At 71.6% G+C, this 17,961-nt stretch carries 13 protein-coding genes; 1 reads left to right on the forward strand and 12 read right to left on the reverse strand.

What is annotated here, in order from left to right; all coding sequences use genetic code 11:
• Window positions 1–162: 162 nt before the first annotated feature.
• The 12 genes from VGV13_22190 to VGV13_22245 are packed head-to-tail and all read right to left on the reverse strand — an operon-like array spanning window position 163 to window position 16,880.
• Window positions 163–984 carry a carbon-nitrogen hydrolase family protein gene (locus VGV13_22190; GenBank protein ID HEV8643786.1) on the reverse strand — a complete coding sequence of 274 codons (822 nt, stop codon included), beginning with the start codon at window positions 982–984 and terminating at the stop codon, window positions 163–165.
• A complete protein-coding gene (locus tag VGV13_22195) occupies window positions 981–1,991 on the reverse strand; it encodes a BMP family protein (GenBank protein HEV8643787.1) in 1,011 nt (336 codons plus the stop codon). The genes VGV13_22190 and VGV13_22195 overlap by 4 nt, the downstream gene beginning before the upstream one ends.
• A gap of 19 nt (window positions 1,992–2,010) precedes the next feature.
• Window positions 2,011–3,114, reverse strand: a complete 1,104-nt coding sequence (locus VGV13_22200) for a ring-opening amidohydrolase (protein HEV8643788.1) — start codon at window positions 3,112–3,114, stop codon at window positions 2,011–2,013.
• A gap of 15 nt (window positions 3,115–3,129) precedes the next feature.
• Window positions 3,130–5,535, reverse strand: coding sequence for an aerobic carbon-monoxide dehydrogenase large subunit (cutA, locus tag VGV13_22205; protein ID HEV8643789.1), 2,406 nt, complete (start codon window positions 5,533–5,535; stop codon window positions 3,130–3,132).
• A complete protein-coding gene (locus VGV13_22210) occupies window positions 5,535–6,593 on the reverse strand; it encodes an ABC transporter permease (protein ID HEV8643790.1) in 1,059 nt (352 codons plus the stop codon). The genes cutA and VGV13_22210 overlap by 1 nt, the downstream gene beginning before the upstream one ends.
• Window positions 6,593–8,119: an ABC transporter ATP-binding protein gene (locus VGV13_22215; protein HEV8643791.1), complete on the reverse strand. Its 1,527-nt coding sequence runs from the start codon at window positions 8,117–8,119 to the stop codon at window positions 6,593–6,595. The genes VGV13_22210 and VGV13_22215 overlap by 1 nt, the downstream gene beginning before the upstream one ends.
• Before the next feature lie 22 nt (window positions 8,120–8,141).
• Window positions 8,142–9,143, reverse strand: coding sequence for a BMP family protein (locus VGV13_22220; protein ID HEV8643792.1), 1,002 nt, complete (start codon window positions 9,141–9,143; stop codon window positions 8,142–8,144).
• A 27-nt stretch (window positions 9,144–9,170) separates the two neighbouring features.
• A complete protein-coding gene (locus VGV13_22225; GenBank protein HEV8643793.1) occupies window positions 9,171–10,109 on the reverse strand; it encodes an ABC transporter permease in 939 nt (312 codons plus the stop codon).
• Complete coding sequence (locus VGV13_22230) at window positions 10,106–11,965, reverse strand: hydantoinase B/oxoprolinase family protein (GenBank protein HEV8643794.1); 1,860 nt, start codon at window positions 11,963–11,965, stop codon at window positions 10,106–10,108. The genes VGV13_22225 and VGV13_22230 overlap by 4 nt, the downstream gene beginning before the upstream one ends.
• On the reverse strand, window positions 11,962–14,079 hold the full coding sequence (locus VGV13_22235; GenBank protein HEV8643795.1) for a hydantoinase/oxoprolinase family protein: 2,118 nt from the start codon (window positions 14,077–14,079) through the stop codon (window positions 11,962–11,964). The genes VGV13_22230 and VGV13_22235 overlap by 4 nt, the downstream gene beginning before the upstream one ends.
• The gene (locus VGV13_22240; protein ID HEV8643796.1) at window positions 14,069–15,469 is read right to left on the reverse strand and encodes a DUF1116 domain-containing protein; all 1,401 of its coding nucleotides are present in this window, start codon (window positions 15,467–15,469) and stop codon (window positions 14,069–14,071) included. Before VGV13_22240 ends, VGV13_22235 begins: the two co-directional genes overlap by 11 nt.
• Window positions 15,459–16,880 carry a hypothetical protein gene (locus tag VGV13_22245; GenBank protein ID HEV8643797.1) on the reverse strand — a complete coding sequence of 474 codons (1,422 nt, stop codon included), beginning with the start codon at window positions 16,878–16,880 and terminating at the stop codon, window positions 15,459–15,461. The genes VGV13_22240 and VGV13_22245 overlap by 11 nt, the downstream gene beginning before the upstream one ends.
• A 242-nt stretch (window positions 16,881–17,122) precedes the next feature.
• Here VGV13_22245 and VGV13_22250 point away from each other — a divergent pair.
• Window positions 17,123–17,961: hypothetical protein (locus VGV13_22250; GenBank protein ID HEV8643798.1), on the forward strand; the 839-nt coding region annotated here is incomplete at its 3' end.

Genomic DNA, 17,961 nt, shown 5'->3' on the forward strand with positions numbered 1-17,961 from the left:
CGGTTAGTGGGGGAGACGGGCAGGTGCGGCAGGGGTCGACGGGACCCGTTCCCGCCGCCCGGCGACGGACCCCGCGTCCCCAGGTGGAGCCCAGCCGCGACGGGCAGCGGACGCGTGCCGCGTGGTCCCGCGATCCCTGCCGCACCTGCCCGTCTCCCCGCCTCACTCGGGCGCGTTCTTCCGGAACACCTCCGGTCGCCGGAAGCTCGCGATGCCCGGGATCGTCTTGAATTGCCCCGAGCCGCTGATCTTCGGAGCCAGCCTCCGCAGCTCGCGCACGCGCCCCAGGTCCAGCTCGGCGAGGAGAATGCCCTCCTCCTTCGATTCGGCGAGCACGCGCTCGGGCGAGGCCACCATCGCCATCCCCTCGTTGCCGATCAGGTTCTGGCCGGTGGCGGTGAAGGCGAGGTTCTCGACCGCCCGCGCCCGGACGAGCGTCAGCCAGTTCTCGTTGAAATCGACGACCCGCCCCGTGGGAAGGAGGATGATCTCCGCGCCCTTCAGCGCGAGGATCCGAGAGAGCTCGGGGACGAACACCTCGCTGCAGATGAGGATGCCGATCGTGCCCAACGGGGTCTCGAACACGGGCAGATCGTCGGCCGGCGTGTAGTTGAAGTCCCAGAACGGGCCGCCCTTGTAGATGTACGGGCCCGGCGGACTGGTTCTCCGATATTTCCCGACCAGGTCGCCGTCGGAGCCGATCAGGAGACACACGTTGTAGTAACCGTCGGCACTCCCCGGCACGGGCTCGGAGGTGCCGGCCACCACCCACACGCCGGAGGCCTTCGCCTGAGCGGCCAGCGGCCCCAGGGGGTCGTAGCGGATCCGATCGGTCCAGGGCCCCGGGTACGTTTCCGGGAAGAGCACGAGGTGGGCGCCCCGCCGCGCCGCCGCCTCGATGTAGCGCACGGCCTCCTTGACGTTCGTCTCCTCCTCCGGGCCGAGCCGCGTCCTCGGCTGCACGACGGCGAGCTTCACCTTCACGGCGTCGGCACCTTGTCGGTGATCTCGGGCACCGGCTTGCCGGCCGCGACCTCCTTGAAGATGGCCCGGGCCCTGGCCGCCGCCTCCGGCGGGACGTTTCGGAGCTCGGAGAGCTCCATGCCGCTCCCCGGCCGCATCTCGTAGTACCCGCTCTTCTCGCCCTTCAAGATCCGCCCGACGATCTCCTGGTAGGGCGTGCGGAAGTTGGCCAGGAGCGAGCCGGCGAAGTGCTTCGGCGCCACGTCCCACTTGTCGGTCATGAAGGTCGTCAGGAGCACGGGCTTGGGCGACGCCTTGGCCGCCTCAGCGACACCGTAGACGCCGAGGTTGACGAATGTGATGATGAAGTCCGCTCCGGCAGCGATCTGGGCTTCGGCGGTCTGCCGGGCCTTCACCCCGTCGTTGAAGTCGCCGGTGTTGCTCCACACCAGCTGGGCCTTCGGGTTGTGGTCCCGGAGGGCCTGGTTGACCGCGTTGATCGAGGAGACCACGTCGGGGATCCGCACGCCGCCCACGAATCCGATCTTGTTGGTCCTGGTCGAGAGCGCCCCCACCACACCCAGCACGTAGTACCCCTGATACCACTTCCGCCCGAGGGTCCAGACGTTGGCGGGCGCGTCCGCCACCGCGCCCGAAGTCTGCTGGATGAAGATCACGTTCGGGAACTGCGCGGCCAGCTTCCGCGCGATGGTCGGGAACTGGCCGCCGTGGTACGCGACGATGTCGTAGCCGGCGGTGATGTACTCGCGCGAGACGCGCTCGGCGTCGGCCACGGCCACCGACTCGGAGTAGGCGACCTGCAGGTCGTGGCTCTTGGCCACCTCTTGGAGTGCGACGTAGCCGACGGTATTGAAGTCGGCGTCCTGGATGGAGCCGGGGAAGATCATGGCCATCTTCTTCCCGCTGGCGGCCGGCAGGGTGGGACCCGGCGCCAGCCACGCCCCCACCACCAGGGTCAGCGTGACAAGCGCCACCGGGAGTCGAGCAAATCTGGATCGGCACGTCATGTTGTTCTCCTTTGTCCCCTCACCGGGCGACCGCCAGCACCGCCACCACGCCGCCGCCGGCCGGCCCCTGGTGCTCGGCCCCCGCCGAGACGTAGCACATCGTATCGCCGGTGACGGCGGCGATCACTGCGTTCACCACGGCCCGGATGTGGCGCGTGTAGTTGATGTCCGAGTCGTCGAACATGACGTGCCGGCGCCCGCGGGTCTGGCCGGTGAGATCGGGCTCACACTTGGCGAAGACGTTGACGAGCCGGCCACGGTCGGCGTCCGCCAGCTCGCACTCGACGGCCAGGCCCGCGCGCCGGAGCGCCTCCCGCACGGCGGCGGCGTCGAGGGCGTCCTTCATCACCGCGTGGCCGACCACCAGGTCGCTCGTCGAGCGCGTGGAGTTGCCGAGGACGATGATCTCGCAGTTCATCAGCTCGACGCCCGACGACGTGGAGGCGACGTTGGAGAACACCGAGAAGTCCGAGCCGATCAGCGTGTCGGAGAGCTTGGCCGCCTCGACCTCGCCGGTGGCGATGCCGACGCCCAGCGCGGCGGCGGCCCGGCCGTAGGCCATCGACTTGTAGGTGTCCCCGGTCACCACGGGCTTCCCGCGGCCGCGGGCGTCGTGGATCCGCTCGGTGGTGAGGGCCCCCGTCTTGATCTGCACGAAGTGGGCGTCCGGGGGCGACTCGATCCCGGCGTCGACCAGCGCGGCCTTCACGCCCTCGGCGGCGACGCGCGCGTGGACCGCGGTGCCGAACTCCTCGGGCCGGAGGTCGCGGGTGTAGGCGGTGCCGACGGCGAACCGCTTCTGCCCGCTCGCCCGGCCACGATCCGGCTCGCGGGTGAAGATGGTCGCGTGGGGACTCATGAGGCCCTCGGTGCCGCCCGACCAGATGATGGGGACGCGCTTGGCGATGTCGGAGAGCGCGCGGCCCGCGCGCTCGGCCAGGAGCATCTGGAAGGAGAGCGTCGCCAGGGCGCGCGTGAAGTCGTTGACGCCGCCGTTGCCCTCGGTCTTGCCGAGGATCGCCACCACGTGCTCGGCGCGGAAGACGCCCTTGTCCAGGAGCTTCGCCGCCTCGCTGACATCGTCGGGGGAGTGCATTCCAACCTTGAAAGCCTGAGCGTGCATCGGTCCGTCCTCCTGTCAGGAAATGGTGAATCCTCGAGACGGGCGGGCGGCGTCGATCAGCGCCAGCAGCCGGCCCGGGTCGAGCGGCATCTCGCGGACGCGGACGCCGAGCGGCGCCAACGCGTCATCGATGGCCTCGGCGATCACCGCGGGGACCGGGATAGCGCCGGCCTCGCCCGCGCCCTTGACGCCGAGCGGGTTCAGTGGCGACGGCGTCTCGGTGTGGCAGATCTCGATCTCCGGCACCTCCATCGCCGTCGGGATCAGGAAATCCATGAAGCTCGTGGTCAGCGGCTGGCCACGCTCGTCGTAGACGATCCTCTCGTAAAAGGCGCCGCCGATTCCCTGCGCCACGCCGCCCCGGATCTGTCCCTCCACGACAGTAGGGTTCACGATCGTGCCGCAGTCGTGCTGGACCACGTAACGCAGGATCGTGAGGCTGCCGGTGGCGACGTCCACCTCGACGATGACGGCGTGGCAGCCGCTGGCGAACGTGGCCTGCGGCGGCGCGTAGTAGCCGAAGGCCTCGAGCCCGGGCTCCTCGCCCGCGGCCAGGACCGCGCCGGCTCGCGGCTTGACGAGACGGAGCGCGGCTTCCGCCGCGTCCTTGCCGGATGCGTAGCGGATGGGGTTGGCCACGGTGGCCAGCGCGCCGAGCGTCAGCTCGCGACCGGGCACGCCCTTCACCCGCGCCACGCCGGCGACCAGCTCCAGATCGTGGGCCGAGACCTCGAGCAGTTCGGCCGCGATGCGGAGCGCCTTGTCGCGCACCTTGAGGGCGGCCGCGTGGATCGCGGTGCCGCTCACGACGAGACCGCGGCTCGCGTACGTCCCCGCGCCCCAGTTGAAACGTCGCGTGTCGCCCGTCACCACCGTCACGTCGGCGGGATCGCAGCCGAGGGCGTCGGCGGCGATCTGGGCGAACGTGGTCGCGTGCCCCTGCCCCTGGGTCGCGAGGCCGGTGGCGACGAGGACCTTGCCGCTCGGCTCGACCCGCACGTGCGCGCCCTCGTAGGGACCGATGCCCGTCCCCTCGACGTAGCAGCCGACGCCGAGCCCGAGCCAGCGCCCCCGGGCGCGGGCCGTGGCCTGGTGCGCCCGAAAGTCCAGGAAGCCGATCATGTCGAGGGCCATGTCGAGCCCGGCCGGGTAGTTGCCGCTGTCGTAGCGCGTGGGGCCGCCGTCCTGGAACGTGAGGCCGACGTCCCACGGAAACTCGTCCGGCTGGATGAAGTTGCGGCGCCGCACCTCGACCGGCTCGAGGTCGAGCTCGCGCGCGATGAGGCCGATGACGCGCTCCATCACGAAGGCCCCGTGCGGCCGCCCGGCACCCCGGTAGGGGCTCACCGGGACCCGGTTCGTGTAGGCGACCTCGAACTCGACATGGTAGTTCCGCAGGCGGTAGGGGCCGGGGAGCTGGGTCGAGGTGATGAGCGGGACGACGATGCCGTAGGGCGTGTAGGCGCCGGTGTCGTGCAGGAACCGGTCGCGCAGCCCGAGGATCCGGCCCTCGCGGTCGATCGCCACCTCGACCTGGTGGAGTTGGCCGCGCTCCTGGTTCGCGGCGAGCAAATGTTCGCGGCGGTCCTCCGTCCACTTCACCGGGCGGCCCAGGCGGATGGCGGCGAGGGGGACCAGGATCTCCTCCGCGTAGAAGAGCATGACCTTGGTCCCGAAGCCGCCGCCGACGTCGGGTGCGATCACGTCAACGTTGAACTCCGGGAGTCCGAAGATGCGCGCCAGCCCGTTCTTGATCGGCAAGGGGGCCTGGGTCGAGCTCCACACCCGGAGCGACCGCCCGCGCGGGTCGTACTCGGCGACGACGCCCCGGGTCTCGATGGGGCTCCCGCAGCTCCGCTCGATCCACAGGCGCTCCTTCAAGATTCGCGCCGCGCGGCGGAACGCGGCCTCGGGGTCGCCAACGCTCTGGACAACCCGGGCCGCCCGGTTGGCGTGAACATCCTCGTGGACGCGCGGAGCCGCGGGATCCAGCGCGCGCTCGAGGTCGGTGACGGCCGGCGACGGCTCGTACACAGCGTCGATCAGCTCGACGGCGTCCTCGGCGACATAGCGATGCTCGGCGACCACGAAGGCGACCAGCTCACCGACGTAGCGGACGCGATCGATGGCCAGGGGCCGCTGGGTGCGTGGATGCGTGAGCGCCGGGTGCGGGATCAGGAGCGGCCCGGGCTCGTTCAGCCCACCGAGGTCGGCTGCAGTCAGCACGAGCTGCACGCCGGGCACCGCCCGGGCCCGGGTGACGTCGATGCTGACGATGCGAGCGCTCGCGTGCGCGCTCCTGAGCGCGGCCGCGTGGAGGACGCCCCGCGGATTGACGTCGTCCACGAAGCAGCCGAGGCCCCGGAGCAGGCGCTCGTCTTCGTGGCGAGGGATCCGGGCACCGATCAGGCGGGTGGTCATCAGAGCGTCCGCCGGGCCGAGCGCGCCTCCACCAGGAGGACGCAGAGGACCACGATGGCCTGGAAGACGAACCCGGCGCTGGCCGGGAGCTTCACGCTCCGCTGGAGCGAGTCGGCGCCGACCATCAGGACGGCGACCGCGGCCGAGGCGATCCCGACGCCGAGCGGGCTGTTCTTGCCGAGAACCGAGATCAGGATGGCCATGACGCCGTAGCCCGGGGTGAGGCCGAGGATGAGGCGGTTGTGGTAGCCGGAGACCTCGATCGCCCCCGCCAGGCCGCCGAGGGCACCGCTCAGCGTCAGCGTCATGAGCGTGATCCGCGGAACGCTGATCCCCCCGGTGAGGGCCGCCCGCGGATTGGCGCCAACGGCGCGGATCTCGTAGCCCAGGAGGGTCCGCGTCAGGAGGAGCGCGACGAGGACGCTGACGCCGAGCGCGATCAGGATGCCGGCGTGCGCGCCCGCCTGCGGCAGCAGCATCGGCAGGTTCGCCGCCGCCGGGATCGGCAGCGTGATGGCCTCGCCGCTGGTGGCGTCGTTCCAGGGGCCCGTGCTCAGGTACTCCGTGAGGTAGTAGGCGACGAAGTTCAGCATCACGGTCACGAAGATCTCGTTGACGCCCCAGCGGGCGCGGAGGACGCCGGGAACGGCGCCGAAGATCGCGCCGCCGAGGACGCCCGCCGCCAGTACGGTCGGCACCAGGACGGAGGCCGCGAGGTTCAACGCGGCCAGGGCGAACGCGACCGCGGTGGTGAGGATCGCGCCGGCGTAGATCTGGCCGTCGACGCCGATGTTGACGAAGCCGCCGCGCAGGCCGAGCATGACGGCGATGCTGCCGAGCAGGAGCGGCGAGATCTTGTTGAGCGTCTGGGCGATCCCGCCCAGGCTCCCCAGCGAGCTGGCCAGCATCGTCCGGAAGGCCACCAGGACGTCGCCGCGCATGGCCACGATGAACAGCGCGCTCACCAGCGCGGCCAGGCCGACCGCCCCGAGATAGATCAGGGCCTCGGCGACGAACCGCCGCGCGATCGGCGCCGGAGCCGCGGGCGCGCCCGGCATCAGGCCCCTCGCTCCACGCCCGTGCCCGCCATGAGAGCCCCGACGCGGTACGGATCGAAGTCCTGGCGTCCGAAATCCCCCACCAGGCATCCCCGGGACATGACGAGCATCCGGTCGCAGATCTGGAGCAGCTCGTCGAGGTCCTCCGAGATCAGGAGGACGGCCCCGCCCTTCTGCGCGAACTCCAGGAGCCTCCGTCGGACGAAGTCGGTGGCCCGCACGTCGAGGCCGCGGGTGGGATTCATGGCGACGAGGACCACGCCACGCGTGAGCCGGGCCAGAGCCAGGGCCCGGGCGACCAGGACCTTCTGGATGTTGCCGCCGGAGAGCGTGGCGGCCCGGGCGTCCTCGCTCCGGGCCAGGACCGCGTACTCGTCGATCGCCTGCCGCGTGAGCTCGCGCGCGATCCTCCGGTCGAAGATCGTCCGTCGGGGGAAGGCCCAGTGGTGGAGCCCGAGCATGAGGTTCTCGGCGATCGAGAGGCCCGGGAGCAGGCCGTCCTCGATGCGGTCCTCGGGGATATAGGCGAGCCCCGCCCCCAGCCGGTCGCGCACGGAGGCGCGGGTCACGTCCCGGCCGGCGACGACGATCGTGCCCTGAGCATGGCGGCGGAGCCCGAGCAGGGCCTCCGCCAGCTCGCGCTGGCCATTGCCGGCCACGCCGGCCAGCCCCACCACTTCGCCGGAGGCGAGCGTGAAGCTGCACCCCTCCACGACGCGGGTGCGACGATCGGCCGCCACCGAGAGCCCGCGGACGTCGAGGGCGACCGGGCCGCCCCGGGTCTGGGGGCGATCTTCCGCGCCGACGCCCGCGATCCGCTGGCCGATCATCAGCTCGACGAGCCGGGACTCGTCGGCGACGGCGCGGTCCAGTGTGCCCACCACAGTGCCGCTGCGCATCACGGTGATCCGGTCGCAGTTGGCCAGGATCTCGCGGATCTTGTGCGTGATGAAGATGACGGTGACGCCCCGCTCGGCGAGCGTCCGGATCGTCGCGAAGAGGACGTCGACCTCCTGGGGCGTGAGCATCGTGGTGGGCTCGTCCAGGATGAGGACGTCCACGCCGCGGTAGAGGGCTTTGAGGATCTCCACCTTCTGCTGCACGCCGACCGCGAGGCGCTTGACCTCCGTGTCGAGATCGACGGCGAGGCCGAAGCGGCGCCCGACGTCCTCCACCGCCGCGCGGTGGCGCTCCGTCCGGAGCCAGAGTCGCGAGCCCTCGCGCCCCAGGAGGACGTTCTCCAGCGCGGTGAAGCTGTCGATCAGCTCGACGTGCTGGTGGACCATCCCGATCCGGTACCGGAGCGCGTCCTCCGGCGACCGGATCGCGGCCGGCGTTCCTTCGATCAGGATCTGGCCGCGGTCGGCGCGATAGAGGCCGCTCAGGATGTTCATCAGGGTCGTCTTCCCGGCGCCGTTCTCACCGAGGAGGCCGTGGATCTCTCCCCGCGCCGCCGCGAAATCCACGGACCGGAGCGCCACGGTGTCGCCGAAGCGCTTGGCCACCTCGCGCATCTCCACCCTCATCGGCGCCGCTCCCGCCACGACGTTACGGAGTCTTGTCCGTGATCTCGGCGAGAGGCTTGCCGGCCACCACCTCCCGGAACACCGCGCGGACCTTGCCGGCCACCTCCGGCGGGACGTTGCGGATGTCGGACAGCTCCATCCCGCTGCCCGGCCGCATCTCGTAATACCCGCCCTTCTCGCCCTTGAGGATGCGCCCGACGATGTCCTTGTACGGCTTGGTGAAGTCGAAGACGAGGGCGACCGTCATGTTCTTCGGAGCCGTGTCCCACTTCTCGGTGTAGAGCGTGGTCACCAGCACCGGCTTCGACGCGGCCTTGGCGGCCTCGGCCACGCCGTAGATGCCGAGATTCACGAAGGTCACCAGGAAGTCGGCGCCGGCGGCGATCTGCGCCTCGGCCGTCTGGCGGGCCTTCACCGGGTCGTTGAAGTCGCCGATGAAGTTGTAGATGAGCGAGGCCTTGGGGTTGTGGTCCCGGATGGCCTGCTGGAGCGCGTTGGCCGTGGCGACGAGGTCGGGGAGGCGGACGCCGCCGACGAAGCCGACCTTGCCGGTCTTGGTCGAGAGCGCGCCGAGGGCGCCCAGCACGTACAGGCCCTGATAGAACTTGCGGCCGATGACCCAGGCGTTGGCCGGCGCGTCGGCCATCCGCCCCGAGCCCTCCTGGATGAAGACCACGTTCGGGTACTGGGCGGCGAGCTTCTTCATGATCGTGGGGAACTGGCCGCCGTGGTAGGCGATGATGCCGTAGCCCGAGGTGATGTACTCGCGCGACACGCGCTCGGCGTCGGCCACGGCCACGGACTCCGAGTGCGAGACCTGGAGGTCGTACGCCTGGGCCAGCTCCTGGAGCGCCACGTAGCCCACGGCGTTGAAGTCGGCGTCCTGGATCGGGCCGGGAAGGATCATGGCCAGCTTTCGCTTGCCCGGGGCCGCGGCCGGAGACGGAGCGCCCGCGACGCCGACCAGCATCAGCCCCACGATGGTGAGCGCCAGTAAGAGCCTCGGAAATCTCGCCTCGCGCATGGCATGGTCTCCTTTCTCAGACTCGGTTCATCCTCGCGCCTCGCGATCGTACGGCAGCGCGAGCGCCCGCGGCGCTCGGGCGCCGCTATAGATGCGGATCAGCACGATCACGGCGAGCACGTAGGGGAGCATGAGCAGAAATTGGGGCGGCACCAGCTTGGTGCCCATGGCCACCTTGAACTGGAACGACTCCACGTACGCGAAGAGAAACGCGCCCAGCAGGGCGAGCCCCGGCTGCCAGCGACCGAAGATCACCAGCATGAGCGCCAGCCACCCCCGCCCGGCCGTCATGTTGTCGCTGAAGGTTCCGGTGAGGGTCAGGGGAAGATAGGCCCCGCCGAGCCCGATGAGGAGGCCGCCCACCACGGTGGCGCCGTAGCGGAGCGCGGCGACGTCGATGCCCAGCGCGTCGACGGCGCGCGGGTTCTCTCCGGTGGCCCGGATCCTGAGCCCCAGCGGTGTCGCGTAGAGGAAGAGGTGGACGGCGGGGACGAGGAGCAGGGCGACGTAGACGAGGACGTTCTGCTGGAACACGATGGGACCGAGCACCGGAATGTCGGCGAGCCCGGGGACGGGCAGCGGGCCGAGCGTGGCGATCCGGGGCGGCGTGAGGCGGACGCCGAACACCACCCGGTAGATCAGCGAGGAGAGCCCGATCCCGAGGACGTAGAGCCCGAGCCCGACGGTGATCTGGGAGCCGCGGAGCGTGATCCCGTAGTACGCGAGCACGAGGGCCATGAGGCCGGCCGCGGCCATGGCCGCCGCCATCCCGAGGAGCGGGCTCTCCGTCTGGAACGCGGCGACGAAGCACACCACGGCCGCGACCAGCATCATCCCCTCGATGGCGACGTTGAGGATACCGCTCCGCTCGATCAAGAGCTCGCCCATGGCCGCGATGATCAGCGGCGCCGCGTACAGCAGCATCTGCTGCCAGAGCTGGAGGTCGGTGATCGGGTTGAGCGTCATCGACCGTCGGGCTCCAGGGTGTCCACCTCCGCGTGGTCGCGTCCGGCCAGCCTCCGGTAGCCCGGACCGCGGTCGAAGAACGGTCGCGGTCCGCGCGTCGCGCGGAGCTCGTCCCTGAGCGCGCGGGTCGCCGCCCGGTCGATCAGGGGCTCATCATCCTCGCCGGGGACCAGCACCACACCATACTCCTCCCGCGCCGCCCGCGCGGTGACCTTGCCCTGGAGCACGTCGAGGGTGACCAGCTCGGGCTCGCGCTCGAGTGGGTCGCCCCAGCCGCCCCCACCCGTCGTCTCGATCCTGACCAGCGTTCCGGCCGGGACGGGCTCGTCGTCGACGAGGCCGGGAAGCACGCGCTCGTTCGGGCCGCCCGGATCGACGGTCACCCGGAACGGCGCCCCCGCTCGGCCGCCCTTGAGGCCCCAGCACGAGAGAATCGAGCGATCGGCGACGCAGAGGAACGCGCCGTCGGTGAGGACGCGGACCTCCTTGAGATACCCGAGACCCCCCCGCCGCAGACCGGGCCCGCCGGAGTCGGGCGCCAGGGCCAGCCGCTCGACGCGGAGGGGGAAGCGCGTCTCGGTGAACTCGACGGGCAGATTCTTGCTGTCGGGGACGATGTGGATCGTGTCCGAACCGTCGGCCCAGGGGCGGCCGCCCGAGCCGCCGCCCAGCACCTCGCGCATCAAGTAGAAGCGGCCCTCGGCGTCGAGGCCGTGGAACCCGGTGTAGCGGATCGTCTCCTGGTCCGCGGGCAAACGGCCGCCCACGGCCTTGGCGAGCGCGCCGGCCAGGATGCCGAGGAGCCGGAGGATCACGAACGTGCGCGCGTTCGTCGGCGCCGGGAAGGCCGGCGTCAGGAGCGTGCCCGGCGGCGGGAAGCGTAGCTCGATGAGCGGGACGACCCCCTCGTTGACGTCGAGTTCCGCCATGCGCTCGGGCGTGTCGGCGAGGTTTCGCAGGATCGGCGCCAGCCATTTCTTGAGAAAGACGCCGTCGGCATAGTCGCCGGCGTGATTGATCGGGCCCTTGGCCTGCGGGCTGGTGCCCGTGAAGTCGATGATCAGTCGGTCGTCCCGCTTGGTGACCGTCATCCGCTGCGTGTGCAGACGCGGCGGATCGACGCCGTCGTGCTCCGCATAGTCCTCCCACACGTACGTTCCGTCCGGGATCTTGCTGAGGAGCTCGCGCCGGAAGGTCGCGGTGGTCCTGTCCAGGATGGCGTCGAAGCACCGTTCCACCGGGGCGCGGCCATAGCGCTGGAAGAGACCGCCCAGGCGCTCCGCCCCCATCCGGCAGGCGGCCACCTCGCTGTCGAGGTCGCCGCGCAGGCTGTCGGGCAGCCGGGAGTTCCGCACCAGGATCTTGATGACGTCGGCGTTCGGCCGTCCGGCGTCGTAGAGCTTGACGGGGGGCACGATGAGCCCTTCCTGGTAGGCGCTGGTGGCGTGCGACGGCATCGATCCGGGCACCGCGCCTCCGATGTCGTCGTGGTGGCCGAAAGCCTGGACGAAGGCGACGACCTCGCCCTCGTGGAACACCGGGACGGTCACGCAGAGGTCGGGCAGGTGGCCGATGCCGCCCTCGGAGGCGTAGACGTCGTTGTGGAAGTAGACGTCGCCCGGACGCATCGTGTCGACGGGGAAGTCACGCACCACGGGCTGGACGAGCGCCGAGTAGGAGCGTCCCGTCAGCTTGCGGCACCGTCGGTCGTGGATCCCGGCCCGGAAGTCGCGTGCCTCGCGGATCATGGGTGACCGCGACGTGCGCTCGATCGCCGCCTCCACCTCGGCCTCCACCGAGGCCAACGTGCCCTCGACGACCCCCAGGAGGATCGGGTCGACGGACCCGAGGCTCACCAGGGCCTCCGCGTCAGGATCAGGTTGCCGAAGCGATCGACCTCGGCGCGCTGCTCCGGGAAGACGACCGTGGTGGCGCCGTACTCCTCCACGATGGCCGGTCCCGGCAGCGCGTCGCCCGGCAGGAGCGCCGCGCGATCGTACACGGGACACTCGCGCGCCCGCCCGTCGAAGATCACCGGCCGCGAGCCGCGGCGCGCCCGCTCGGACCGCCCATCGCCGGGCGGCAGCTCGCGGAGCTTGGGGCGCCCGCTGGGCCCGATCCCCGTCACGCGCAGGTTCACCCACTCGATCATCTGGCGCTCCGCGGGTGGCTGCCGCTCCGCGTGCTGCGCGCCCCCGGCGTCGCGACGGTAGCTGTAGCCGTAGCGGTTCTCGTGAGCCGAGTGAAAACGGTCGGCGGCCAGGCGCGCGGCCGCGGCGTCGAGCGGCCCCGGAGGCAACTCGACCGGGACCTCCCAGGCCTGGCCGAAGTAGCGGAGGTCGGCGCTGCGCGCGACGCGCATCTCATGCTCGGCGAAGCCCTCCGCGCTCAGCGCCGCGCGCGCGAGCGCCTCCAGACGCTCGAGGTGGCCGTTCATCGCCTCGAGGTCCAGCCGGTCCTCCCGCCGGACGAACGTCTGGACGTAATCGTTCCGGAGATCGACGACGAGGAGGCCGAGGGCCGAGACGTTGCCGGGCGAGGGCGGGATGAGCGCCGCGTGGAGGTGCAGGAGGTCGAGCAACCGCCCGGCCAGCAGAGGCCCGGAGCCGCCGAAGGCGACCAGGGTGTAGTCGCGCGGGTCCAGTCCGCGCTTGACGCTCACCTGCTGGATCGCGTTGGCCTGATTCCACGCCGCCAGCTCGAGCACGCCCTCGCCGGTGCGCGCCGGGTCGAGCCCGAGGGCCCGGCCCAAGGCCGCCATCCCCTCCGTGGCGGCGTCGCGGGAGAGCGGGATCTCGCCGCCCAAGAGGTGGGGCGGGATCCGGCCCAGCAGGAGCTGCGCGTCCGTCACCGTCGGCTCGGCGCCGCCCCGCCCGTAGCAGAGCGGCCCGGGATCGGCGCCGGCGCTCCGCGGGCCCACCTTGAGGCTCCCATCGGGCGCCAGCCACGCCACGCTGCCGCCGCCACTGCCGACCGTGACGATGTCGATCATCGGCACCTTGATGGGGAACCGCCCGATGGCGCCGTCGGTCGTGAGGCCGGGCGTGTCGTGCTCGACGAGGCAGATGTCGGTGCTGGTGCCGCCCGCGTCGGCGGTGAGAACGCGGGCGAAGCCGGCGTGCCGGGCCAGAAGGCTCGCCCCCAGCGCGCCCGCGGCCGGTCCGCTCAGGATCGTCGTGATCGGCTGGCGGGCCACCTCATCGCCGGAGATGATGCCGCCGTTGGACTTCATCACGTAGAAGGGAACGCCGCCCCCGAGCTCCGAGTCGAGGCGGGCCCGGATGGCCCCGACGTAGCCGGCCACCCGCGACTTCACGAAGGCGTCGACCAGGGTCGTCACCGTGCGCTCGTACTCGCGATATTCGGCAAGTACGTCCGAGGAGATCGAGACGTGGGCCTCGGGATACTCGCGCGCGAGCACGGCGCGCAGGCGGCGCTCGTGCTCCGGGTTCGCGTAGGCGTGGATGAAGCACACGCCGATCGCGCGCATGCCCTTGCGCTTGAACCAGCGCGCCACCTCCACCGCGGCCCTGTCGTCGAACGGTCGGAGCACCTCGCCGTCGACGGTCATGCGCCCGGGCACCTCGCGGACGCGGTGGAGTGGAACGATCCGCTCGGGCTTCACCCAGAAGTAGGAGTTCCCGTAGCCCCGGGGCACCGACTGCCGCGCGATCTCCAGCACATGGCGGAAGCCTTCCGTCGTCGCCAGGCCGAGGTCGTCGAAGCGCTCCTCCAGGACCGCGTTGGTGGCGACCGTCGTCCCGTGGCACACGGCCGCCACCGTGCCGGCCCCGGCCAGGCGGAGGACCTTGCGGATCCCCTCCTGCACCGCCAACGCGGGATCGTGCGGCGTCGACGGCGTCTTCGTGGTCACGACATCGCCGGTCGCCTCGTTGAGGGCGACGACGTCGGTGAACGTGCCGCCCGTGTCGACGCCGACGCGGAAGCACGGTCCGGGCTCAGTCACCATGGCGCTCCGCGGCCAGGGCGCGCAGGGCCGATTCGAAGCAGGCGCGGGGCGGCTTGACGAGCCCCGCGCCGATCTGACCGATGCCGGCCTCCCGATGGGCGATGCCGGTGTTGATCTGGGGCAGGATCCCCGTCTGCATCACCAGCCGCACGTCGATCCCGGTGGGGGTCCCGCGGAAGTCGAGAGGGGGCAGGCGATAGGCGGTGTTCTCGCCGAGCGTGATCTCGTACATGAGCCGCGTGGAGCGGAGCGCATCGGCGGGCGTGCCGCCCACGAACTCGACGATGGCCGGCGCCGCGCCCATGGCGAAGCCGCCGATCCCGGCCGTCTCGGTGATCGCGCTGTCGCCGATGTCCGGGTTGGCGTCGGCGGCGCCGAAGCCCGCGAAGTAGAGGCCGACCGGCGTCTGGGCCTCCGCCGTGAACCACCGATCGCCGAGCCCGCTGACGCGGATGCCGAACTGCGTCCCGTTGCGGGCCATCGTCGTCACCAGGCTCGAGCGCGGAACGCCGTGGGCCGCGTCCGCGGCGGCCTTGCAGGCGGCCATGCCGACGTTCAGGAAGAAGTGGTCGTTGCCCGCCGCGAAGGCCAGGAGGCGCGCCCGCTCGGCCGGCGGCAGGTCGAGCGACGCCAGGTGAGGCGCCAGCGCCTTGATGAGCAGGGCCGAGGCGGCGCGATTCCGGTTGTGGCACTCGTCGCCCATCTGGAGGGCCTGGGCGATCAGCGCCCGCACGTCCACGCCGCCGGTGCGCCGGATCGCCTCGCCGAGGGCCGGCCCCAGAATGTCGCGGAACCAGTGGAGGCGCTCGATCACCTCGGGAGCGAAGGCGCCGTAGCGCAGGACCTTGCCCAGGCCCTCGTTGAGGGTGGAGTAGGCGCGGTTGCCACGCGCGCGGTTCTCGACGACGAAGACCGGCATCGAGGCCGTCGTGACGCCCGCCATCGGCCCCACGGCGGCGTGATGGTGACAGGGGTCGAATCGCACGCCGCCCGCGGCCGCCAGCCGCGCGGCGTCGTCCGGCGTCGAGGCCAGTCCCTCGTAGAGCAGGGCGCCGACGAGGGCGCCGCGGAGGGGGCCGCTCATGCGCGTCCACTCGATCGGCGGTCCGGCGTGGAGGATCAGGTCGCGGGCCATGCCCGGAATGACCTCGATGGCCGGGCGGACGTCGATCAGCACCTGATGGGCGGAGAGCAGGCGAGCGAGCGCCTCGCGATTCGCTGCGTCGACATCGTCGCGCCAGAGCGCGGCCAGCTCACGCTCCATGGCCGGGGGATGCCAGTCGACCCGCGTCACCCGCGCCCCCTGGCTGGCGAGGGCATCGGCGAAGAGATCGGGCCCGGCGGACACGGCCACCACATCGCGGTCGAGCAGGCCCCGCTCAGCGCTCATCGCGTCCCCGCGCCAGCTCGCGCGCCGTCGCGGCCGCCAGCCGGTTGCTCGGACAGACGATCACGTCGAGCTCCCGCAGCGTTCGCTCCTGCGCCGCGAGGCGCTGCGGATCCTCCTCGGTCCCCACCACGTGGGCCACCACGTGGAGCTGCCGCCGGCCCTGCCGGGCCCGGGCCCGGGCTTCCCCGATCCCCGGGGCCGCGGCGCCGGCCGGGTCGGGATGAGCGCAGTGGCCGAGGACGACGTCGAGCAGCAGCACGGCGGCGCTGGGATCGTCTCCGGTCGCAGCGATGGCCCGGTTGCGGAGCTCCGGATCGATCATCGGGTGAGGCCGTCCCCGGGTGTACTGGGGAGCACCGAAATCCACGAAGCGGCCGGCGGCATCGCCGACCACCGCCCGCGCCTCCTCGGCCAGTGTCCCGCCCGTGTAGAGGCCGTGGACGCCCCCCCGGCGAGACGAGGGGCGTGATTTCGCACCGCGGGGACGGCTCGTGGATTTCGGTCCCGCGAGTGGCCGCGCTTCCATGCCGAGGGCGGCGAGGGCGGCGAGCGCCGCGTCCTCGAGGGTCAGGGCCGCCCGCACGCCCGCGGGAACCTTCCCTCGCCAGCCGAGCAGGCACGCGACGACGGGCTTTCCGAGGTCCGAGGCTGCCTCGAGGACCGCCCCGGCGATGACATCGTCGGCCGGCTTGGACACGATCACGATCGCGCGCGTACGAGGGTCTGCGCCCAGGAGCTCGAGCGCCTGGAGCGTGGTGACGCCGCCGACCGCGGCCTGAAGATCGCGTCCCCCCGTGCCGATCGCGTGCGACACGCCCGCGCCCAGGCGATGGACCAGCGTGGTCACCTCCTGGAGGCCGGTGCCCGAGGCCCCGACCAGCCCGACGGCGCCGCGCCGCACGGCGTTGGCGAATCCCACCCCGACTCCGTTGATGATGCTCGTCCCGCACTCCGGTCCCATCAGCAGGAGCCCGCGGGCGCGCGCGCGTCGCTTGAGCTGCGCCTCGTCGGCGACGTCCACGCCATCGCTGAAGACGAAGACGTGGAGACCGGCGGAGAGGGCCTGATGCGCCTCGGCGACCGCGTAGCGTCCCGGCACGGAGACGACCGCCAGGTTGGCGTCCCCCGCCCCCCGCGCTCCCGCGGTGAGGGAGCGCGGGCTCTCGGCAGCGGCGGGCGCCGCGCGGGGCCGGCGGGTCGCCAGGAGCGCCTCGGCCCGCTCGAGTCCGGCGCGGGCGGCGGCCTCGCTCTCGGCGGAGACCGCGATGATCAGATCGTCGGGCCCCGGGCCCTCGGCCCCGGGGGCCCACAACCCGGCCTCGACGAGGGCCTGCCGATTCGCCGCCGTCGCCAGCACCAGCGCCGCCGACGAGACGCCGGGCACCCGGCGCGTCTCATCGGCGATGCGCATGAGCGCGACTGAGTCGACGTAGCGGCCTTTGAAGGTTTTGCCCGTTACGTGCACCCGTCACGTTCCATCGAACGATGTCCCCGGTTGAGCAACGTCGCCGATGATATTTCAGATGGCTCGCTAAATCGAGCCCGGCAGGGTACGATCCTGCGCCCTGGAGATCGGAGTGCCGCTCGTGGTACAACGGCGAGGCGCCCCGCGGCCTTCGACCGCGCCGCACCAGGACAGGCAGGGAGGACAGCGTGAGTCAGGCGAACGGTGTGAAGGAAGTCGGTTACTTCGACTGCCCCGGCGGTGGTCAGGTCGTCGTCCGGGGAAACGTCGCGTACATCGCCCACATGGCGGCGCCCCACGGCACGACCATCGTCGACGTCAGCGATCCCGCCCGGCCCCACCGGCTGGCCGAGCTCACGATCCCGAAGGGTATCCATTCGCACAAGGTGCGGGTCGACGACGACGTGATGCTCGTGAACCGGGAGGTCCACCCGCCGGGGCCGCCGCCCGCGGACTTCCCGGGCGGATTCGACATCTACGACGTTTCCCGACCGAGTGCCCCCCGCCGGATCACGACGTGGCTCGCGCGCGGCATGCATCGCTTCACCTTCGACGGCCGCTACGCCTACGCCTCCCCCGAGCTCGACGGCTACCTCGGGAACATCGTGATGATCCTCGACCTCAAGGACCCCGAGCGCCCGGAGGAGGTCGGGCGGTGGTGGATGCCCGGGCAGTGGGCCGCGGGGGGCGAGGTGCCCGCGTGGAAGGGGCGCGACCATCGCTGTCACCATCCGATCCGACTGGGCAACCGCCTCTACGTGAGCTACTGGCACGGGGGCTTCGTGATCCTCGACATCGAGGAGATGACCAAGCCGCGGATGATCTCGGGACTGGACTGGAGCCCGCCGTTCGCATGCCCCACGCACACCGCGCTGCCCGTCCCCTTCCCGCTCAGGGGCCGGCGCGTGCTGCTCGTGGCCGACGAGGACGTGGTGCGGCTCCGGCCGTCGTCCCCCTCCTTCCTGTGGTTCGTCGACATCACCGACGAGTCGCGGCCGGTGCCGTTCGCGAGCTTCCAGGTGGACGG

This window comes from Candidatus Methylomirabilota bacterium (assembly GCA_036001065.1).
Classification (GTDB): Bacteria; Methylomirabilota; Methylomirabilia; order Rokubacteriales; family CSP1-6; genus MNEF01.